Origin of the sequence: Idiomarina sp. UBA3176 (assembly GCF_002364295.1) — a bacterium.
GTDB classification, from domain to species: domain Bacteria; phylum Pseudomonadota; class Gammaproteobacteria; order Enterobacterales; family Alteromonadaceae; genus Idiomarina; species Idiomarina loihiensis.
Genome location: NZ_DEXU01000003.1, coordinates 1 through 18,146, shown reverse-complemented (window position 1 = coordinate 18,146; position 18,146 = coordinate 1). Strand labels below are relative to the sequence as shown.

The 18,146-nt window shown below is 45.8% G+C and carries 11 protein-coding genes; 7 read left to right on the top strand and 4 right to left on the bottom strand.

Translation table 11 applies throughout. The annotated features are described in order from the left end of the window. Positions 1-7 precede the first annotated feature (7 nt). Entirely contained in the window at positions 8-2,824 is a 2,817-nt protein-coding gene (locus B2U97_RS01010) for a TonB-dependent receptor domain-containing protein (protein ID WP_286823426.1), read from the bottom strand. A gap of 234 nt (positions 2,825-3,058) precedes the next feature. On the opposite strand from B2U97_RS01010, the gene katG reads away from it, so the two are divergent. Further along, positions 3,059-5,314, top strand: coding sequence for a catalase/peroxidase HPI (gene katG, locus B2U97_RS01005; RefSeq protein WP_110013216.1), 2,256 nt, complete (start codon positions 3,059-3,061; stop codon positions 5,312-5,314). Positions 5,315-5,411: 97 nt separating this feature from the next. On the opposite strand, the gene dbpA is transcribed toward katG, so the two are convergent. The 3 genes from dbpA to B2U97_RS00990 form a co-directional block, all read right to left on the bottom strand. Beyond that, positions 5,412-6,836: an ATP-dependent RNA helicase DbpA gene (dbpA, locus tag B2U97_RS01000; RefSeq protein ID WP_286830148.1), complete on the bottom strand. Its 1,425-nt coding sequence runs from the start codon at positions 6,834-6,836 to the stop codon at positions 5,412-5,414. Between the two features lie 85 nt (positions 6,837-6,921). Continuing rightward, positions 6,922-7,869 carry a DMT family transporter gene (locus B2U97_RS00995; protein ID WP_286830146.1) on the bottom strand — a complete coding sequence of 316 codons (948 nt, stop codon included), beginning with the start codon at positions 7,867-7,869 and terminating at the stop codon, positions 6,922-6,924. An 88-nt stretch (positions 7,870-7,957) separates the two neighbouring features. Beyond that, on the bottom strand, positions 7,958-9,118 hold the full coding sequence (locus B2U97_RS00990; RefSeq protein ID WP_286823422.1) for a porin: 1,161 nt from the start codon (positions 9,116-9,118) through the stop codon (positions 7,958-7,960). Between the two features lie 311 nt (positions 9,119-9,429). Between B2U97_RS00990 and B2U97_RS00985 the strand changes: the two genes are divergently transcribed. The 6 genes from B2U97_RS00985 to B2U97_RS00960 all read left to right on the top strand — a co-directional run bounded on the left by B2U97_RS00985 (position 9,430) and on the right by B2U97_RS00960 (position 16,629). Beyond that, the gene (locus B2U97_RS00985) at positions 9,430-10,593 is read left to right on the top strand and encodes an iron-containing alcohol dehydrogenase (protein ID WP_272990109.1); all 1,164 of its coding nucleotides are present in this window, start codon (positions 9,430-9,432) and stop codon (positions 10,591-10,593) included. Positions 10,594-10,604: 11 nt separating this feature from the next. Further along, the gene (locus tag B2U97_RS00980) at positions 10,605-11,966 is read left to right on the top strand and encodes a hypothetical protein (protein ID WP_272990106.1); all 1,362 of its coding nucleotides are present in this window, start codon (positions 10,605-10,607) and stop codon (positions 11,964-11,966) included. Beyond that, complete coding sequence (locus tag B2U97_RS00975; protein ID WP_034821118.1) at positions 11,956-13,332, top strand: sigma-54 interaction domain-containing protein; 1,377 nt, start codon at positions 11,956-11,958, stop codon at positions 13,330-13,332. Before B2U97_RS00980 ends, B2U97_RS00975 begins: the two co-directional genes overlap by 11 nt. Continuing rightward, positions 13,325-14,773: an NAD-dependent succinate-semialdehyde dehydrogenase gene (locus tag B2U97_RS00970; RefSeq protein WP_286823421.1), complete on the top strand. Its 1,449-nt coding sequence runs from the start codon at positions 13,325-13,327 to the stop codon at positions 14,771-14,773. The genes B2U97_RS00975 and B2U97_RS00970 overlap by 8 nt, the downstream gene beginning before the upstream one ends. A gap of 34 nt (positions 14,774-14,807) precedes the next feature. Beyond that, on the top strand, positions 14,808-15,842 hold the full coding sequence (locus tag B2U97_RS00965; RefSeq protein ID WP_286830144.1) for a cyclase family protein: 1,035 nt from the start codon (positions 14,808-14,810) through the stop codon (positions 15,840-15,842). 220 nt (positions 15,843-16,062) lie between these two features. Then, a complete protein-coding gene (locus B2U97_RS00960; protein WP_286823419.1) occupies positions 16,063-16,629 on the top strand; it encodes a porin in 567 nt (188 codons plus the stop codon). The last annotated feature ends 1,517 nt before the right edge of the window (positions 16,630-18,146 follow it).

Here is an 18,146-nt window from a genome sequence, read left to right as displayed (position 1 = left end):
TATACTCCTAAAATGCCCACGACAAAGTGGCGTATGTATAACGTCCACGGTTTGAGTGAACATCGGAAAAGTAACCGAAGCTTTCATCTGCAATGGGCGGTTTTTTATCAGCCAGATTGCGGGCACCTATTCGCAGACTTAAGCCGTCGAGTGACTCCTGACTAAAGTAGTAGTCGAGATAGATATCGGTTGTGATCCAGCTATCAATTGGCATCATGTCTCCATCAGACGTTGTTACGCTAGTTTCGTAAAAGTCATCAACATAGTTGACTCGTATACCAGCGCCCCAGTTCCCGAGATCCCAGTCTAGACGAGCAAACGAACGCCATTTAGGGTTCCCGTCCATTTGCCGTAAATCACCTGCGCCAACCACCGGAATGTCAATAGGGACAGCGGGGTTACCATTTTCCTGAGCTTCCAGAACAATGGCACTTATAGGGTCCGGGGTTTGCATAAATTTACGCAAGTGAGCTGCGTTGATCGAAAAGTTGAATAAACCAAAGGCTTCACTGTTAACTTCATAATTAATACTGATATCGGTACCGGAAATTTCACGAACTTCAAGGTTGTCGTATTGATTATTTACGTAAACAACCTCCAGAGCATCGTTACGTATAACGGCAGGATTTGAGCTGCCTTGTGAGCGTAGCAGTGAATCATAAAGTAAGTGGGTTTGGCTGTTTAAAATTCCGACTACGTTTTCCTGCTCAATTGTCCAGCGGTCAACAGTAATAAGAAAGTTTTCAAAAGGGGTAATGGCAAAACCTACGTTATAAATTTCGTCGTCTTCTGGTGTGAGTTTGCTATTGCCGCCTCTAATCTCGGTTATGCTGTAACGATCATCAATAACAGGATCGGTTCTGGAATTGGTTCGGGAAACACTTTCCTCAACCACCTGAGGTAAGTTAGGTGCGCGGAAACCGCCGGAGTACGATGCTCTTAATTGCAGCCAGTCAACCGGTAACCAGCTCAGGGCGACTTTAGGCTTGGTTACGCTGCCGACGTCACTGAATCTTTCGTAACGAAGCGCCAGTTGCATATCAATGGTTTGGTGCAGCGGTACCAGGAGCTCAGTATAAGCGGAAAAAACATTGCGACTGCCTTCTGAGTCAGGTGTAAAGCTGCTTCCCAGAACATCGGAGTTGGTCATCAGTTCGCCAGTGACTTGATCGTAGAAAGGGGTAGAGCCATCTAGCAAATAATGTCGGTCATCGGCGTAGGCTTCGTAACGATACTCGACCCCCGCGGCAATACCAATGTCGCCTGCGTACCAGTTTGCCAATGCCGGGTTGGATAGTTTGAAATCCCATTGCGCCAGCTCACTAGTGCTATCCCGGGTTATGTCTTCAGTCAGTCCGGCTATAACAGCGGCTGAGTTATAAACGGATGTTCCGTTATTTACGTTCTCCGGATTACCGCCAATAAATGGGTTATAAGCTTCTTCAATATTGGTTGAGTTAATCGCCTGTTGCAGCGCACTTACGCGGATGCGGTTATAGCCTGTATCCAGCGTGTCAGCTCTGGAATAGAGTAGGGCGGATTCCCATTCCCACTGTTTTGAATAACCTTTTATGCCTCCCAGTAGACGGTAACTGGAGTCTTCAACTTCTATTCTTCTTGGGCCGACATCCATTGGCCGTATGTTGCGCAGCGTTACAGTTTCGCCAAATGGGTTGTAAGCTGCATTTTCGCTAATGGTGAAGCGCTGCGCAGTAAGGTTGGCATTTTGCTCGCGGCGACGCTTAGATAGCGCCTCGTAGTATAAGGCCTCGCCAAAAAGCTCTAAGTTAGGCGCAAGAGAATGTGTGTAATAAGCAAATAGGTTTACCCGGTCTATTGCCGAGGTCATGCTCTGATCCTGAGCTGAGTCGTAACGCATATCTCTGGGAATGGAACCTTCGGCAGCACAGACTCCATCAGACAAAGTCTGAAAGCAATCACCCATAGATTCCGGGCGAATATGGAAACGGCCAATATTTTCGCCATCGTATATTGCCCAGGGACTGGATAACGAACGGTTGTCTAATTGGGTATCACCAACAAAAGCCTCTGGTATTCTGTCGTTAAAACGACGGTCTTCGCTGGCTGAATATGAGCGCTCATTGGCGCCGATTTCATCACGGGTGTAATAAGCGAAAGACAGACTTAAATGGCTTTTATTGTCGTTAAAAAATACGCCGGTTGAACCGCTGGCAAGGTACTGTTGCATTGAAGTTCCTTCAGCGTTGCCGGCGCTCAGGTTTAACTGAGTTTGAGTGACTTCTTTTTTCAGAACATAGTTAACGACACCAGCTACGGCATCGGTTCCATAAAGTGCTGAGGCACCATCACGAAGTACTTCAAGTCGTCTTAAACCGGTTACCGGAAGGGTGTTCGAGTTTACCGTGGTAACAGGAACAAAGTTCTCGGTCTGGGTTCCCGGGTGCAAAACCAGACGACGACCGTTCAGCAGAGTTAAGGTATTACCTGTGCCTATGCCTCGCAAGTTAATGGAAGCGACATCGCCACGTGCATCATTAACACCACCAATAGATCGCTCGTTGTTAAAACTGATATCGCCCACTTGAGGAATAGAGCGAAGCAGTTCATCTCCAGTAACAGCGCCTGTATTAATGATGTCATCTGAATCGAGGATAGTCACCGGGAGTCGTCCGGCAGCCTGCGCCCCCCGAATATTACTGCCTACCACAGTAATTTTTTCCATTGCCTCTTCATCATCTTCACTGCGATCTTGCTGCATGGCAAGTGCCTGAAGGGGGAGAGTAAATGAACTTAAAGCGGCAAGAGTACAGAGTGATAAGTAGCTTTTTCTGTGTTTATTCATAATAAAACCTACACTGTTTTAACAATTAACTTAGTTGTAGGTATATACCCAGATCGTTATTTTTACCTCAATTTTTAAACATTCTTAACATATTTATGACTCAAATTTTTGGGTCAAGACAGACAATCCGATTATGGCAATCTATTTTTCGAGCCTATCTGAGCCCCCTAAAACACTGCGTTTGTTTTATATTACTGACGCACTTATTGTGTCTAACGAAAAGGGTAATTAATCATGTTTAAGAAAACAGTACCTTTACTTTCTGCTGTAGCGATTGCGATATCGTTTTCAGCCGGAACTGGTGTTGCAAGTGCTCAGGAACACTCATCTTATGAGGTGAATTCTCCAGAGCCTAAGTCGAACGATTTCTGGTGGCCAAATAAGCTCAATTTAGAGCCATTGCGTCAGCATAGTCCTGAATCAGACCCCTACGGCGACGATTTTGATTATGCTGAAGCCTTCAGTCAGCTTGACCTTGAGCAGGTTAAAAAAGACATTGAAGAGCTGATGACCTCGGATCAGGACTGGTGGCCAGCCGACTACGGTCATTATGGTCCATTCTTTATTCGTATGGCCTGGCACGGTGCCGGAACCTACCGGGTTCAGGATGGCCGCGGCGGTGCTGCTGGCGCTCAACAACGTTTTGAGCCACTAAATAGCTGGCCGGATAACGTCAGTCTGGATAAAGCGCGTCGATTGTTGTGGCCGGTCAAGCAAAAGTACGGCAGAGATATCTCATGGGCTGACTTGATGGTGCTAACCGGTAACGTTGCGCTTGAGTCTATGGGGTTCGAAACTTTTGGTTTTGCCGGCGGACGTGAAGATGCCTGGGAACCTGATATTGTTTATTGGGGTCCCGAAAAAGAATGGTTAAAGGGTGACGAGCGCTACTCTGGTGATCGTGAACTTGAAAACCCTCTGGCCGCTGTTCAGATGGGTCTGATTTACGTTAACCCTGAGGGACCTAACGGCAAGCCGGATCCTTTATTGGCCGCGAAAGACATTCGTGACACCTTTGGCCGCATGGCAATGAACGACGAAGAAACCGTTGCTCTGATTGCCGGTGGACATACCTTTGGTAAGGCACATGGTGCGCACAAGCCAGAAGAATGTTTAGGCGCTGAACCGGCTGCTGCAGGTGTTGAAGAGCAAGGTCTGGGCTGGAAAAATAAATGTGGTAAAGGTAACGCCGAAGATACCATTACCAGTGGTTTAGAGGGGGCGTGGTCAGTGAACCCGACAGCCTGGACAACTCAGTATCTGGATAACCTGTTTGGTTTTGAATGGGAACAGACTAAGAGTCCAGCCGGTGCTATTCAGTGGATCCCTGTTGACGGTCAGGCGTCTAATTTAGTTCCTGATGCTCACGTTGAAGGAAAGCGCCATGCTCCTATTATGTTTACGACGGATCTTTCGCTGAAAGAAGACCCTGAGTATCGCAAAATTGCTAAACGCTTCCATGAAGACCCTAAAGAGTTTGAACTGGCATTTGCAAAAGCCTGGTTCAAATTGACTCACCGCGATATGGGCCCTAAACAGCGTTATCTTGGTGATATGGCTCCGCAGGAAGATCTTCTGTGGCAGGATCCAATTCCTGAAGTCGATTTTGAATTGATTAACGGCAATGATGTTGAACAGCTCAAGGTTGCTATTCTGGACTCAGGCCTTAGCGTGCCTCAGTTAGTTCGTACGGCCTGGGCTTCGGCATCGAGCTTCCGCGGTACTGACATGCGTGGCGGTGCTAACGGCGCTCGTATTGCATTAGAGCCTCAGATGAATTGGGAAGCGAACAACCCGGCTGAGCTTAAGAAAGTGCTGGATACGCTGAAAGGCGTTCAGGAAGACTTTAATGATGAGCTGTCCGGCGACAAGTACGTGTCTTTAGCTGATGTTATCGTTTTAGGCGGGGCTGCCGCTGTCGAGAAAGCAGCAAAAGATGCCGGTTACGATGTGACGGTACCTTTTGAGCCGGGTCGTACTGATGCCTCTCAGGAAATGACGGACGTTAACTCGTTCTCGTTCCTTGAGCCTAAAGCTGACGCATTCCGCAACTACTATGCTGAAGGCAACCGTGTGTCACCAGCTCAGCATATGGTCGATAAAGCTGACCAGCTAACTTTAACGGTACCGGAAATGACGGTATTAGTGGGTGGCTTACGTTCGCTGGACGCTAATTATAACGATAGTGACCATGGTGTTTTTACAGACCAGCCGGGCACGTTGAATAATGACTTTTTCGTTAACCTGCTAAGCATGGATAACGAATGGAAAAAGTCATCGGACAACGAAGCGATATACGAAGGCTTTGATCGTAAAACTGGAGAACAGAAATATACTGCTACGACGGTTGATCTGATTTTCGGTTCAAACTCTGAATTGCGTGCTGTTGCAGAAGTGTATGCAATGAGTGATGCAGACGAGAAGTTTGTTAACGACTTTGTTCAGGCATGGACGAAAGTCATGCAGTTAGACCGCTTTGATCTGAAATAATAGTTAAGCGTGTGAGCGGTGGTATTCTCTTCAGAACGAAGAGAGTATCACCGCTTTTTACATTGTCATTTAAGAGAGCAGGCTGAGGCACCGCGAATTAAAGTACTTTCGCCCGAAACTTCTTACCTTTTATTTTATTATTATTGATAAGCCCTAAAGCGTGCTTAGCCAAACGGGAGTTTACCGCAACAAAACCAAAGGTACTTTCCAGCTTTATTTTTCCAATGTCGTCAGCACTTAAAACGTTATCCTTCGTTAGGGCGCCAACAATGTCACCCGGTCTCAACTTGTCCTTTTTCCCGCCACTGACTTGTATGGTCGACATATTGGCTTTCAACGGTCTATTGTTAGACAGCGCTGGCGCAGGCTTTACCTGAATGGGTTCGGCAAAAGTATCCTCAAGCAAACGCATTTTATAATCATCTTTTTCCGCAATTAAGGTTATTGCGACGCCTTCTTTGCCCGCGCGTCCAGTACGACCTATGCGGTGGGTATGAGTGTCTAAATCATGAGCCATATTAACGCTAATCACTAAATCAAGTTCGGCGATATCCAGCCCACGGGAAGCGACATCGGTTGCAATGAGTACGCGAGCACTGCCATTACTAAATTGTATAATCGCCTGATCGCGATCTTTTTGCTCAAGCTCACCATGCAGAGCCAATACGCTGAATTTATTGGCCCGAAGTGTGTTAAAAATGTCTTTTACTTCGTTCTTGGTGTTGCAGAAAACCAGACAGTTTTCGGGTTGATGATTGCCCAGTAAATTCATTACCAGCTGTGCGCTGTCTTCATTATTCATGGCATAAAAGAGCTGCTCAATTTGCGGCTTTGCCTGCTCTTGAATGGCCTCAATATTTCTAGCCTTAGTTGTCACCTGTTCTGCTAAGGCAGCGATATTTTTAGGGTAGGTGGCACTGAATAATAGTGTCTGTCGTGTTTTTGGAATGTGTTTAACGATGGCGTTCAGGCTGTCCTGAAATCCCATTTCTAACATTCGGTCGGCTTCATCAAGAACCAGAGTCGTCAACATGGACAAATCAACATTGCGCTGCTCAAGATGATCAAGTACCCGACCGGGTGTGCCAACTAAAACATGAGCGCCATGCTCAAGCGAGTTGGTCTGAATACGTGATGGCTCGCCACCGCACAGGGTCAGTATTTTTATATTAAGCATTGATTTAGCCAGCTTACGAACCTCGTCAGCAACCTGATGGGCGAGTTCACGAGTAGGGCACAATACCAACGCCTGTGGCGAAAAGCTTTTTGCCTCCAGCTTTGCCAGCAAAGTCAGCGCAAAAGCGGTGGTTTTTCCTGAACCAGTATCAGCGCGAACAACGGCGTCGGTGCTATTTAAAATAACGGGCAAGCTTAAGGACTGCACCGGTGTCATTTGTTGGTAACCAATTTCATCAAGCCGTGTCAGTAAAGCTGGCGGCAGGTTAAGTTGATTAAAGTGAAGGAGTTCAGGTGAAGTCTCAGAAGTGTTATCTGAGATATTTTCAGGCGTATTTATAGGCATTAAAGGGGCCACTTTCTGTGTCAGGTTTCTGTGGTTATTGTAACAGGGTTCTGGACAAATATACTGAGATAATCTGAGTAAAAGCTCACTGTTTGCTGGAATAAACGCCCAGGGCAGTGACCGTAGCCAGTATTATCAGCATTCCTAGTACCTGCGTGTAAGCCAGCACCTCACCTAGAATAATCACGCCGAATAGCGCGGCCGTAACGGGTTCTATTGTCGCCACTATGGACGCCAGCGCTGGCAACGTTTTTCTCAGGCCAATAATATAAAGAATAAAGGATGCGCCGCCACCCAGTACTCCGAGAATAGCAAAGAGCGGCCAGTCCACGGAGTTGACGACTCTTCCTGCTTCCTCTATATCGATTAATGTGCCCAGGACCAATGTCAGGGTAGAAAACGCGATTGCAAGAACGGCCTGAGGACTGCCTTGCCTGGCTGCGTATTTAAAACCAAAAATAAAAAGCGCCAGTGACATACCTGAAAGAAGTCCGGCTATGACGCCTATAGAAGTAATACCACCGCTGTCGACTTGATACACACGGGTGAGTAATACGACACCAGCCATGACTAACAGTATTGCGGCACATTTGCTTAACGTGGGGCGTTCAATTTTAATGGCGAAAGAAATTAGGTAAACAAATATGGGGGCGCAATACATGAGTGTCGCTGCAACGGCAACGCTGCTCTCAGAAATACTGAAGAAATAAAAAGCGAAATTTCCGGAGACCCCAAACCCGGCGATGATAGACCATAACCATAACTTACTGTTAGTGAGCCCATTATTACGTGGTCTTAAAACCAACCACATCAGCACAAATATAAGCCCGACAGCACCCCGGCAAAAAGATACTAAAACGGCATTCCAATCGTCGTTGATTAGAATGCCGGCTATTCCGCCGGACAGTCCCCAGAACAGCGCCGCTGACGCCACCAGTATGATGCCTGAATTCGCCATTGCTTCGGTCAACTTCTGTTGGAATGCTGAATGAACTAAAGTATTGAATTTAGAAGACAGGAAGGAGATTTTCAAATGGTGCTTAGCTACTAAACTGCCACTTTGACAGTCATTGCTCTGAAAGCGCGAGCAGTGACTGTCTATTGAAGAATAATGCTAATGATTAAAATGACAGTGCAAAACCGATACTGAAAGCTTCGTTTTTAATGCTTTGGTTCATGTGGTTTTCTGCTTCTAGCGCCGACACTTCAGCCGAAACCGTAAAAATTTCCCATAAGGTGTGATAAACGGCAGCGCTGACTTTTGTTTGTTGTTTGACTTGCTCTAAGCTGTCTACGCCAGCTAAGTCCACTTTTGACGTGCCATAATTCAGGCCAACTTTGGTTGCACCAAATTGATGGGTTAGCTGTGTAAACCAGCCTGAGCTGTCGCGTGGACTGCCGTTGATGTCAGCAGCATCAATTAATAAGCCATAATAGCCCAGGCCTGACGCATCAAAAGCTGAGAGTGATAACCGAGTGTCATCAAGCTGAATGGCGGCAGTGATATCGATTCCTTTTGCATTGTAATCATCAAGTGAGGTACTGACCTTTTGATTATAGAAGGTTGTTGAAACAAACCCGTAATCGTAGTTATAGCGAAGCCGTCCATGAAGTCCCGGGCGCTCAGAACCTGAATCGCCAACATAACCATTGCCACCAAAACTGACTGAATCTAATGGTTGAAAAATACCGATATCAGCGTGGAAGTTTTCTCCTAGTTCACGGCTGTATGTAATTTGAGAAAGTCGGTCGGCAAAAATATAACCATAACCTGCCGCACCCAGCGAGGTATTCAATGGACTGCGAATTGAGGCCGGCGCACCGACACCGCTCAATGCCATATCCTCTAAAACGACATCAATGCCAAATACTCCATAGCCGCGTCCGACTTTTAACGTTCCGACATCGTCATTTCCTACTGTAAAATACGCTCGGTAAGCCCGATTGTCTCCGTTGCCGTTAAAGGCACTGTTATCGGTAGATCCTGGCTCAATTGCTAAAAATGCTTTTATATCGAAATCATGTGTCTGAGTTGTTGCTGAGAATTGAAAGCTGGAGGGGCTGTATCCATTTGATACTGACGTAGCATCTTCACCAATACAGAGCAGCGCGTTTCCTGCGACGGTGTTATTAGAGTCGTCACAGCTTGCGTATACCGCGTGTGCATTGATGTAGCCGTTAAAATTGAAATCCCAGTCCGGAGTTGTCTGCGCTGCTGAGCTTCCACTGATTAACATTCCTGCAATACCTAGCGACCGGTAAATAGTGTATTTGTTATTCATTTTTATAATCCCTGGTTTTTTATTATGTGACTAATGTCAGCGGTTTGAGTAGCAATGCTTGTGCCAAACGGTGGGCTTTGAGTAACTCTATGTTTTTTATGATTTTTAATGTATTTATATTTAACTATTTGATGAAATAGCTCATCAAGTCTGGCTATATTGATGATTTAATTCATCAATATATTTTAATTTCAGCAGGTGAAGTTACGTAAAGTAATTTAAAAACAAAGGGTTATATAATTTTGTTGTGAGTGGTACGGGTTTTGCTACAGTTTATTGACATAACTTGAAGGTATGGATGAAGGAAATCTATGACAGCCAATAGCGTACAGGTTTTTAAAACGGCGGGACGATTGCTTACCGGCGAAGGAGCAAGTAACCAGCTATTTTCCGAGATGTGCAGGCTTAACTTGAGGCATCCCTTAATTGTAACGGATAAAGGCGTACTTGATGCCGGGCTAATTCAACCTATTGTTGCTGAACTTAAAAGTCAGGGCATTACGGGTATTGTTATTTACTCTGAGATATCAGCGGAGCCAGAAACCCATGTCGTTGAGTCGTGCCGTGACGTTTTCATTAATGAAAGCTGTGATGGGATTATTGGAATTGGTGGCGGCAGTGCAATGGATACCGCAAAAGCCGTTGCGGTATATCAAAGTGAGAAGAGAGCTTTGAACGAACTGTTTGGCGAGAACAATTGTGCGCGGCGAACCGTACCTTTAATTTGTTTACCGACCACCGCAGGAACAGGCTCCGAAGTCACTAATATATCCATCCTGTCAGACGTAGAGGCACAACTGAAAAAGGGGATTGTCAGCGATGAACTGCTGCCGGATGTGGCGATTGTTGCACCGGAATTGACGCAGAGTTGCCCGCCATCTGTAACGGCAGCAAGTGGCATTGATGCATTGGTGCACGCCGTAGAAAGTTATATTTCTAATTTTGCTTCAGATATCACCCGGGCGTTATCAGTAGGCGCCATAAAAATGATTGTCAACGCCTTGCCCGATGCTTATCGACGTCCTGATGATCTCGACGCAAGAGAGCGTATGGCTACCGGTAGCTTAATGGCTGGGTTGGCATTCGGAAATGCAGGAGTTGGTGCAGTACATGCCTTGGCTTATCCCCTGGGCGGGCGTTATCACTTGTCGCATGGGGTTAGTAATGCACTGATGTTCACTCACGTCATGCGCTGGAATCTATCATCCTGCCCAAATGATTTTCTCAATATCGCGCTGGCGATGGGGGCCGAGGCAACGATTAGCGAAGCCGACGCAGGAGACTTCGTTATTGAGAAACTTGAATCCCTCTGCCGGGCTGTCGAAATTCCCGGCGGATTAAGAGAGTTTGGTATTGAACGCAGTGATCTGCGTTCGCTGGCCGAAGCGGCGAGTGGTGTGACTCGTTTATTGAGAAATAATCCTCGTGAACTTAGCGTCGATGATATCGAAGCAATTTATCAGGCCGCTTACTAAAAGGACTCATTATGTCGTTATGGAAACAACGAAAAGACGGGGCTGAAGCACCTTTCTGGCCTATGGGACCATTCAAGGTCAGATTGCCATTTCTGCACTATCGCTTTGAGTGGCCAGACTATCTGCAGGGATTATTAATGTGCGCCGTCGATTTGGCGGCAATATCATTAATGACCGAATTACTGGGAATGCCATTTGAAGCGGCATTAGCGGTTGTTCTGATTAACGGCGCGTTTTATCTGCTGCACCATTTATTGGGCGACCCTGTTGTTCCAGGATGGATAACGCCCGCTATTCCTTTATTGATGATGTACGTATCGACCTTTCCGGAGGGGGAAGCGAGAGTGCATGCTTTGATAGCGTTTCAGATGATGCTGGGACTTTTTGCTATTGGGCTGGGAGCATCTGGTGTTGCAAAACGGGTAGTACAGCTTATTCCCAGTGCTATAAAAGCTGGGATCATCATGGGCTCCGGATTAGCTGCGGTAGCGGTAGTATTTGAGGAGGGAGGCCGTTTCGAATCCTATCCGTTTACTATCTCAATTGCGGTTGGCATTGCTTTTTATCTTATTTTTTCACGTCATTTCGCGACGGTTCAGAATAAACACTGGGTTCTTCGTGTACTGGGTAAGCTCGGCATTTTTCCCATTATCGCGTTGGCTATTGTGATTGCACCACTGGCTTCAGAAGCTCCATGGCCAGATATCGAATGGGGCATAACATCACCTGACTTCGCAACCTTATTCGCGCATTACACCGTTTTTGGTGTCGGGCTACCGCCTCTTAGTATGTTTTTAACTGCCATGCCAACGGTGCTGGCAGCTTATATTGTGCTGTTCGGCGATGTGTTACAGAGCAAAGCTATTCTGGCGGAAGCAGATGAGATGCGTCAGGACGAAAAAATTGATTACAACGCCGACCGCGCGCATCTCATTTTTGGTGCCCGCAACTTTGGTATGAGTATTATTGGCCCTGATGTTGCGATGTGCGGACCGTTATGGGCGGCAATGCATGTGGTAATTGTTGAGCGCTTTAAAAAAGGGCGGAAAGCTATGGACTCCATTTTTGGAGGCGCGGGTTCTTTTCGCTGGGGAACCAATACCGGCCTTTTACTTCTGCCGGTGGTTAGCTTAGTTCAACCGATTCTGGGAATTGCTTTAGCTCTGACTTTGCTTATACAAGGCTACGTCAGCGTTCGTATTGGCATTCAGGAAGCAAAAACGGAACGCGACTTGGGCATAGCTGGAATTATCGGGGCAATTCTTGTAGTTAAAGGAGCAACTTGGGCTTTCGCTGCAGGGCTGCTGTTATGTTTTTTGCTATATGGCTGGCGTTTGCGCGCACCTAAAAAGGAGCAGAGCGATGTTCGGTAGCGATAGGTTACAGCGTGTATTAGATGCGATGAGCGACGGTGTTTATATCACCGATGGTAACGGCATTACGATAACGGTTAATACGGCTTATGAGCGTATTACCGGTATTCCGAAGGAAAAGCTTCGGGGGTTACATATGTCCGAAGTTGTAAAACGTGGCTATATTTCGCGCTCGGTATCATTGGAGGTTTTGAAAGAAAGAAGACCTGTCACTTTGACGCAGGACGTAAGTAAAGAGCACCAAATTTTAGTTTCTGGTACACCAATGTTCGACTCCGACGGGCGTATTGAGTACATCGTTACCACGGTTCGGGATGTCACTGAGCTGCTAAAAGCTAAAAGAGCGCAGGAAAAACTGGAACAGTTACTGAGCTTACGAGAGCAATATGGGGCTTCTGTTTCAACCGATGGCCATAAAGAGCCTTTTGTCATTAGTCGGCAAATGAGAGCTTGCTATGATCTCGCAAAACGAGTCGCGAGCTCCTCTGCAAAAGTGTTGCTACAGGGAGAAACAGGTACCGGGAAAACACTGCTTGCACGGACTATTCATAGTTACAGCAATGTCGCTAACGGGCCTTTTATTGAATTAAATTGTGCCGCGATGCCAGAGTCTCTGCTTGAGTCTGAGTTATTTGGTTATGCTTCCGGGGCGTTCACCGGAGCCTCGGAGAAAGGCAAGACAGGGTTACTTGAGGCGGCTAATAATGGCACTTTGTTTCTTGATGAAATTGGTGATTTGCCACTAACTCTTCAAGCCAAGTTACTTAAAGTTATTGATGAAAAACGGTTTTTGCCGGTCGGTGCTACTTCGTTTAAACAGACTAACTTTCGGTTAATTTCTGCAACACATCATGACTTAAAGAAACTGGTTGCCGAAAGTCATTTTCGCGAAGACTTGTTATACCGATTAAGTGTGGTACCGATTGAACTGCCTCCCCTGCGAGAAAGGATTGAAGAAATTCCTGTACTGCTTGAACATTATCTCAACCATTTCAATGAAAACTATGAGCTGGACTGTCGTTGGCATGCGGATGTGATTGCTCGTCTTAAACAATATGAATGGCCGGGCAATATTCGCGAGCTGATTAACCTGACAGAACGATTAATGGTGACTTCTGAACAGTCGCTGATCACAACGGCTCAGTTACCTATAGAAATAGCAACTGACAGGCCGTTAGGGCGTGAAGGTTGCTCGCTAAAAGAACAGGTAGAGATGCTTGAGAAGAGAGTAATTGAAGAGGCGTTATTGATACACGGTACCACGCGGGCGGCAGCCAGTGCTCTGGGAGTTGATCAGTCTACCTTAGTTAAAAAACAAAAACGCTGGCGCATAGAGCAAAAAAGGGACTTACCGAACGATGAATAATGAACAAGTTTTACAGCCCGATAACGTGGAGTTAATAAAAAACAGCCGGGTTGGTACGTCAACAAAAAGCTCAATAGCTGTTGATGATCCTGCAACTGGACATGTGATAGGTCACGTACCCGATTTAACACCGAGGCAAATTTTCCGTGCTATAGAGTCTGCGGAAACCGCTTTTTACAAGTGGAGAGACGTTCCTCTCAGAGAGCGATGCGAGAAGCTGTTCCGCTGGTATCAACTCATGCTTGAAAAGGAAGAGGAGCTTGCTGGCATTTTGACCAGTGAGCAGGGTAAACCATTATCTGAGTCGCGAGGCGAGATACGTTACGCAGCAAGTTACATTCAATGGTATGCGCAGCCAGGCCTGCAAGACCAGGGGAGCGTTCTGCCGTACTCGTCAATCGATGAATCGATGATGGTTATTACCGAGCCGGTAGGTGTTTGTGCTGCGATAACTCCCTGGAATTTTCCTGCGGCGATGATCACGCGAAAAGTTGCGCCGGCACTGGCGGCTGGTTGCACAATGTTGGTTAAACCTGCTCTTGAAACCCCACTGACAGCAATTGCAATTGCTGAGTTAGCGATACAGGCGGGGATTCCCGAAGGTGTTTTAAGCATTGTAACCGGCGACGGGGAGGCTATTGGCAAAATATTCAGTGAAAGTGCCGTGGTCAGAAAGTTAAGTTTTACCGGCTCAACTCGAGTCGGGCGTTTACTCATGGCTTCATCAGCTTCAACGATTAAGCGACTCTCACTTGAACTCGGCGGAAATGCGCCTTTTATTGTTTGTGAAACCGCAGATGTCGAGCGTGCAGTGCAAGGAGCTATCCAATCAAAATTTCGTAATGCGGGGCAAACCTGCGTATGTGCTAATGCCTTTTACGTTCATGCCAAAGTTTACGATGAGTTTACTGCGAAATTTATCGCCCGGGTAAATCAACTCATGTTGGGTAACGGCAAAAATGAGTCCGTCGATATTGGTCCATTGATTAACGAAAATGCACTCGAAAAAGTAGAGCAGATAGTCGCAGATGCAGTAAAAAAAGGCGCCGTAATCGCCTGTGGCGGAGAGCGGTGGGTAAACTCAGAGCGCTGGTATTACCCGACCGTGTTACTCAACGCTGATAGCTCTATGCGTTGTGTGAATGAAGAAATCTTCGGGCCCGTTGCACCTATTGTTCAATACGACAATGAGACAGCTTTATTAGAAGAACTCAGACAGCAACAAACCGGATTAGCTGCCTACTTTTACAGCCAGAATTTAGGGCAAATAAAACGTCTTTCGAGAGCTCTTGAAGTTGGAATGATTGGTGTTAATAGCGGCGTTATATCTGACGCGGCAGTGCCTTTTGGCGGTGTTAAATCGTCGGGAATTGGCCGCGAGGGCGGGCGCCATGGAATTGAAGAATATTTAGAAACTAAGTACATCAAACTTAGTTATTAATATAAGCGTTAGAACAACAAAAAAAGGAAGAACAATGAAAACAATAAAATCAGTACTATCAATGGCTTTAGCTACAGCACTTATGAGTGCATCCGGAGTTTCGTTGGCTCAGACCAGCGATATTGAAAACCTTCAAAAAGATATGCCCAAAAACTGGGGGAAATGGGGCGATGACGATCAACTTGGCGCTCTTAACTATCTTGATGAAAAACAGGCTTTGCGTGGTATAAAAGCCGTTCGTTCAGGTGAAACTTTTACGCTGCAACTGCCGATTACTCATGGCGTCGGGCCTGTGTTCCCGGGGCGTGTTCCGGCCATGCATTTCATGACGCAGGACGAGAGTATGTACAGTGTAAACAAGCTGGATGAGCTGGCCGGTGGTGTTAAGTACTCAGACGATGCAGTTTTTATGTACTTACAGGGCACGACGCACATGGATGCACTAGGTCACGCCTGGTATGGCGATAAAGTATACGGCGGGGTATCGGCCGATAGCACAGTGCATGGACATGATCATGTTGATGTCGGTGTGTTAGCTGAACACGGTATTGTTGGCCGCGGCGTACTACTGGATGTCGGGCATTTGAAAGGTGGTGACGTAGGACGGCTGGCACCGGGCTCATGCATTACGTTACAAGACTTGAAAGATACGGCAGAAGCACAGGATGTAACCCTTGAAAAACGCGATATTTTGTTAATAAGAACAGGATCTGTTGGACGTTTTTATCAAGAGGAACCAGATGCTGAGTGGAGCGCAACAACGGAGCCCGGCCTGTGTTATAGCAAAGACCTGATCAAATGGATTGATAACATGGAGATACCCGTGATTGCGGCTGATAACCTGGCAGTTGAGCTCGTACCGCAAGAGATTGAAGGTAAAGATTATGTGATCCCGCTACATGGTGCGCTTATTCGGGACTTAGGTGTGGTATTGAGTGAGCTTTACTGGTTGGACGATTTGGCGGCAGATAGCCGTGAAGACGGTCAATATACCTTTATGTTTACTGCTGCGCCTTTAAAGATGGAGCGAGGCTCGGGTTCTCCAATTAATCCTATCGTTATTAAGTAGGCTTTCGCCCGGAAGCATGCAGGCGTTGTGTCTGTATGCTTCTCTAGTTTTTGTCGTAGTAACCTGTCGTTAATCATATGATAATCAACTAAAAAACAACAAAAAATATAAGTTTATTTCGTTATTATTACATACATTGCTTCGCTGAATGAAGCAGTGCTGCCTTGCAGCTTGGAAGTAGTATGTGCGGGACACGCACGACATAACGGAGTATTAAAGAATGAAAAAAGCAGTATTAGCTACACTTATCGGCGCCGCGTTATTCAGTGGTGCAACTTTAGCCGCTGATCAAGGTTCTGACTTTGATCGCGTAGAAGCGCGTTTTATCGACTTCGGTGATGATGTCGATGGTTTTGGCCTTGATGGTCGTGTAATGCTGAGTGAATCTATTTATTTCACTGCAGATTACTCTCAGCTTAGCGAAGGCGATGCGGATTTTGATCAAATCTTTGCTGGTGTTGGTTACAAACACGACTTCAGCGAAAAATTCACTGGTTTTGCTGATGTGAACCTTTATTACGCAGATGTTGATACTCAGGTAGGCAGCGACGATGATACTGGTTATGCAGTGCAGGTTGGTGGTGTTTATCGTTTAAACCCAGCATTTGAGTTCTCAGGTCTGGTACGTCACGTCGATAACGATGTTTTCGTAGACTCTGAGCAAGAATATGAATTGTCTGCTCGTTGGTACATCAATAACCAATTCAGCTTAAGTGCAACTTATGTTGATGGTTTTGATAGTGACTGGTTCGATGGCTACTCTATTGGCGCTGCTTGGCACTTCTAAGCAAGCCTGTTAAGCCTGCCGCCTGTCGTTTTAGATGGGCGGCAATTTACCCTAAAGACTTCCATTACCTTCTTAAAGACCGCGCTAGTAAACTTCAATACGAACAATGCTTCATTTCAATTAAGAAACCTACAGACAGACCTCGTTAAGGCTTTAACCGTTGTGTTTCCATTAAAGTCAAAGTAAATGAATAAAGCTTGAGGGATACTTCAATTAACCGAGTAAAGGTATTTTTCTATGGGGTAAACCGGGCACTTAGAATGGTGCGTCCGAGTAGACTCGAACTACCGACCTCTGCCATGTCAAGGCAGTTAAGGGTAGGATGTCTTGCTAGATATTAATTTGCATTAACCTACACCCCTTATCAAATGTGGATCCTAGCTAACACTTAAAAACAATCAGTTTAGGTACATAGAGGCCAAATACAACGGTCAAAATAGTTTATGGTCACCTATTTTATGTACTAAATTGGTCATTTTTAAGAGGCAAGAATAGTACCTAATGTGAATTTTTATGCAATTTTAACGAACTGGTGAACGGCAACTTAAGCTGGTGGTAACTTCAGAATATCTCGCGGCGCGCCTGCTGATTTCCACTAACCTGGCTTACATAATGTGACTAACTGTACTGATTTAAAGTATGTCCGAGATGACCAAAATCAGTATGGCGGTTTATTGCAGTTGGGGACAGAGTTTGAAAGCTAAACGAAATAACGCCATCAATCTAAGCGACGACTTCTTTGTCATTCACTTCAGTTCTGGTTGTTATCAGATTTACGCTCATACCAGAACAAATAGTATGCTATTGATAGGATTGGAGCTAACGCTGTTGCGATAGTTGCCATAGTTTCTGAGATCTAAAACCTCTTGTTTTTCATTGATTAATTTTTGGTTTTCTCTCGACCAAAGAACCGTTAAGCCAGCACTTATCTTCATCGCTTAAAACAAAGTCATCCTTAGAACTTTTGGCTAGTAGTTGATCGAGGCTGTACTCTCTAGACGTTTCTTTGTGACTTTGCTTCTGCGGTAGCTTCTTTTTACAGTGCATCTGTCTAGCCTCATGTTGTTGAATAAATTAGTTCTGACCCAGTTGCAAGACTGGTAAACTCGTTATTCATAATAAATAGAGGGATGTGCTCCTAATATTGAGCTCAAAATTTTTTCGCATGAATAGCTCAATTGGCTTGTCATCTCCCGCGAAGTGAATACTGGTAGGTACTCTAGGGAAAAATTATTCGAGATATTCAGTACCTAGTTTCCAAGTAGCTTCATTGGTAATTACGGTACCTATCCGATAACTTAGCAAAAAACACCGGTGTTCTGCTAGTTTTAGAGCGCTATACTTACTGATTTGTGCATTAGACAAAGTAGGGGGCACAATGACAACCGGACAAATAGTGCTTTTGCTTGTATTGATCTTCGGGCTTATTTTATTTTTTACTATCGGTGTATGGGGTATCAACCGATTGAAGTCTGCGGAAGACAGTCAGGATGAGCGGTGTTTTTCAACCGAGTTGT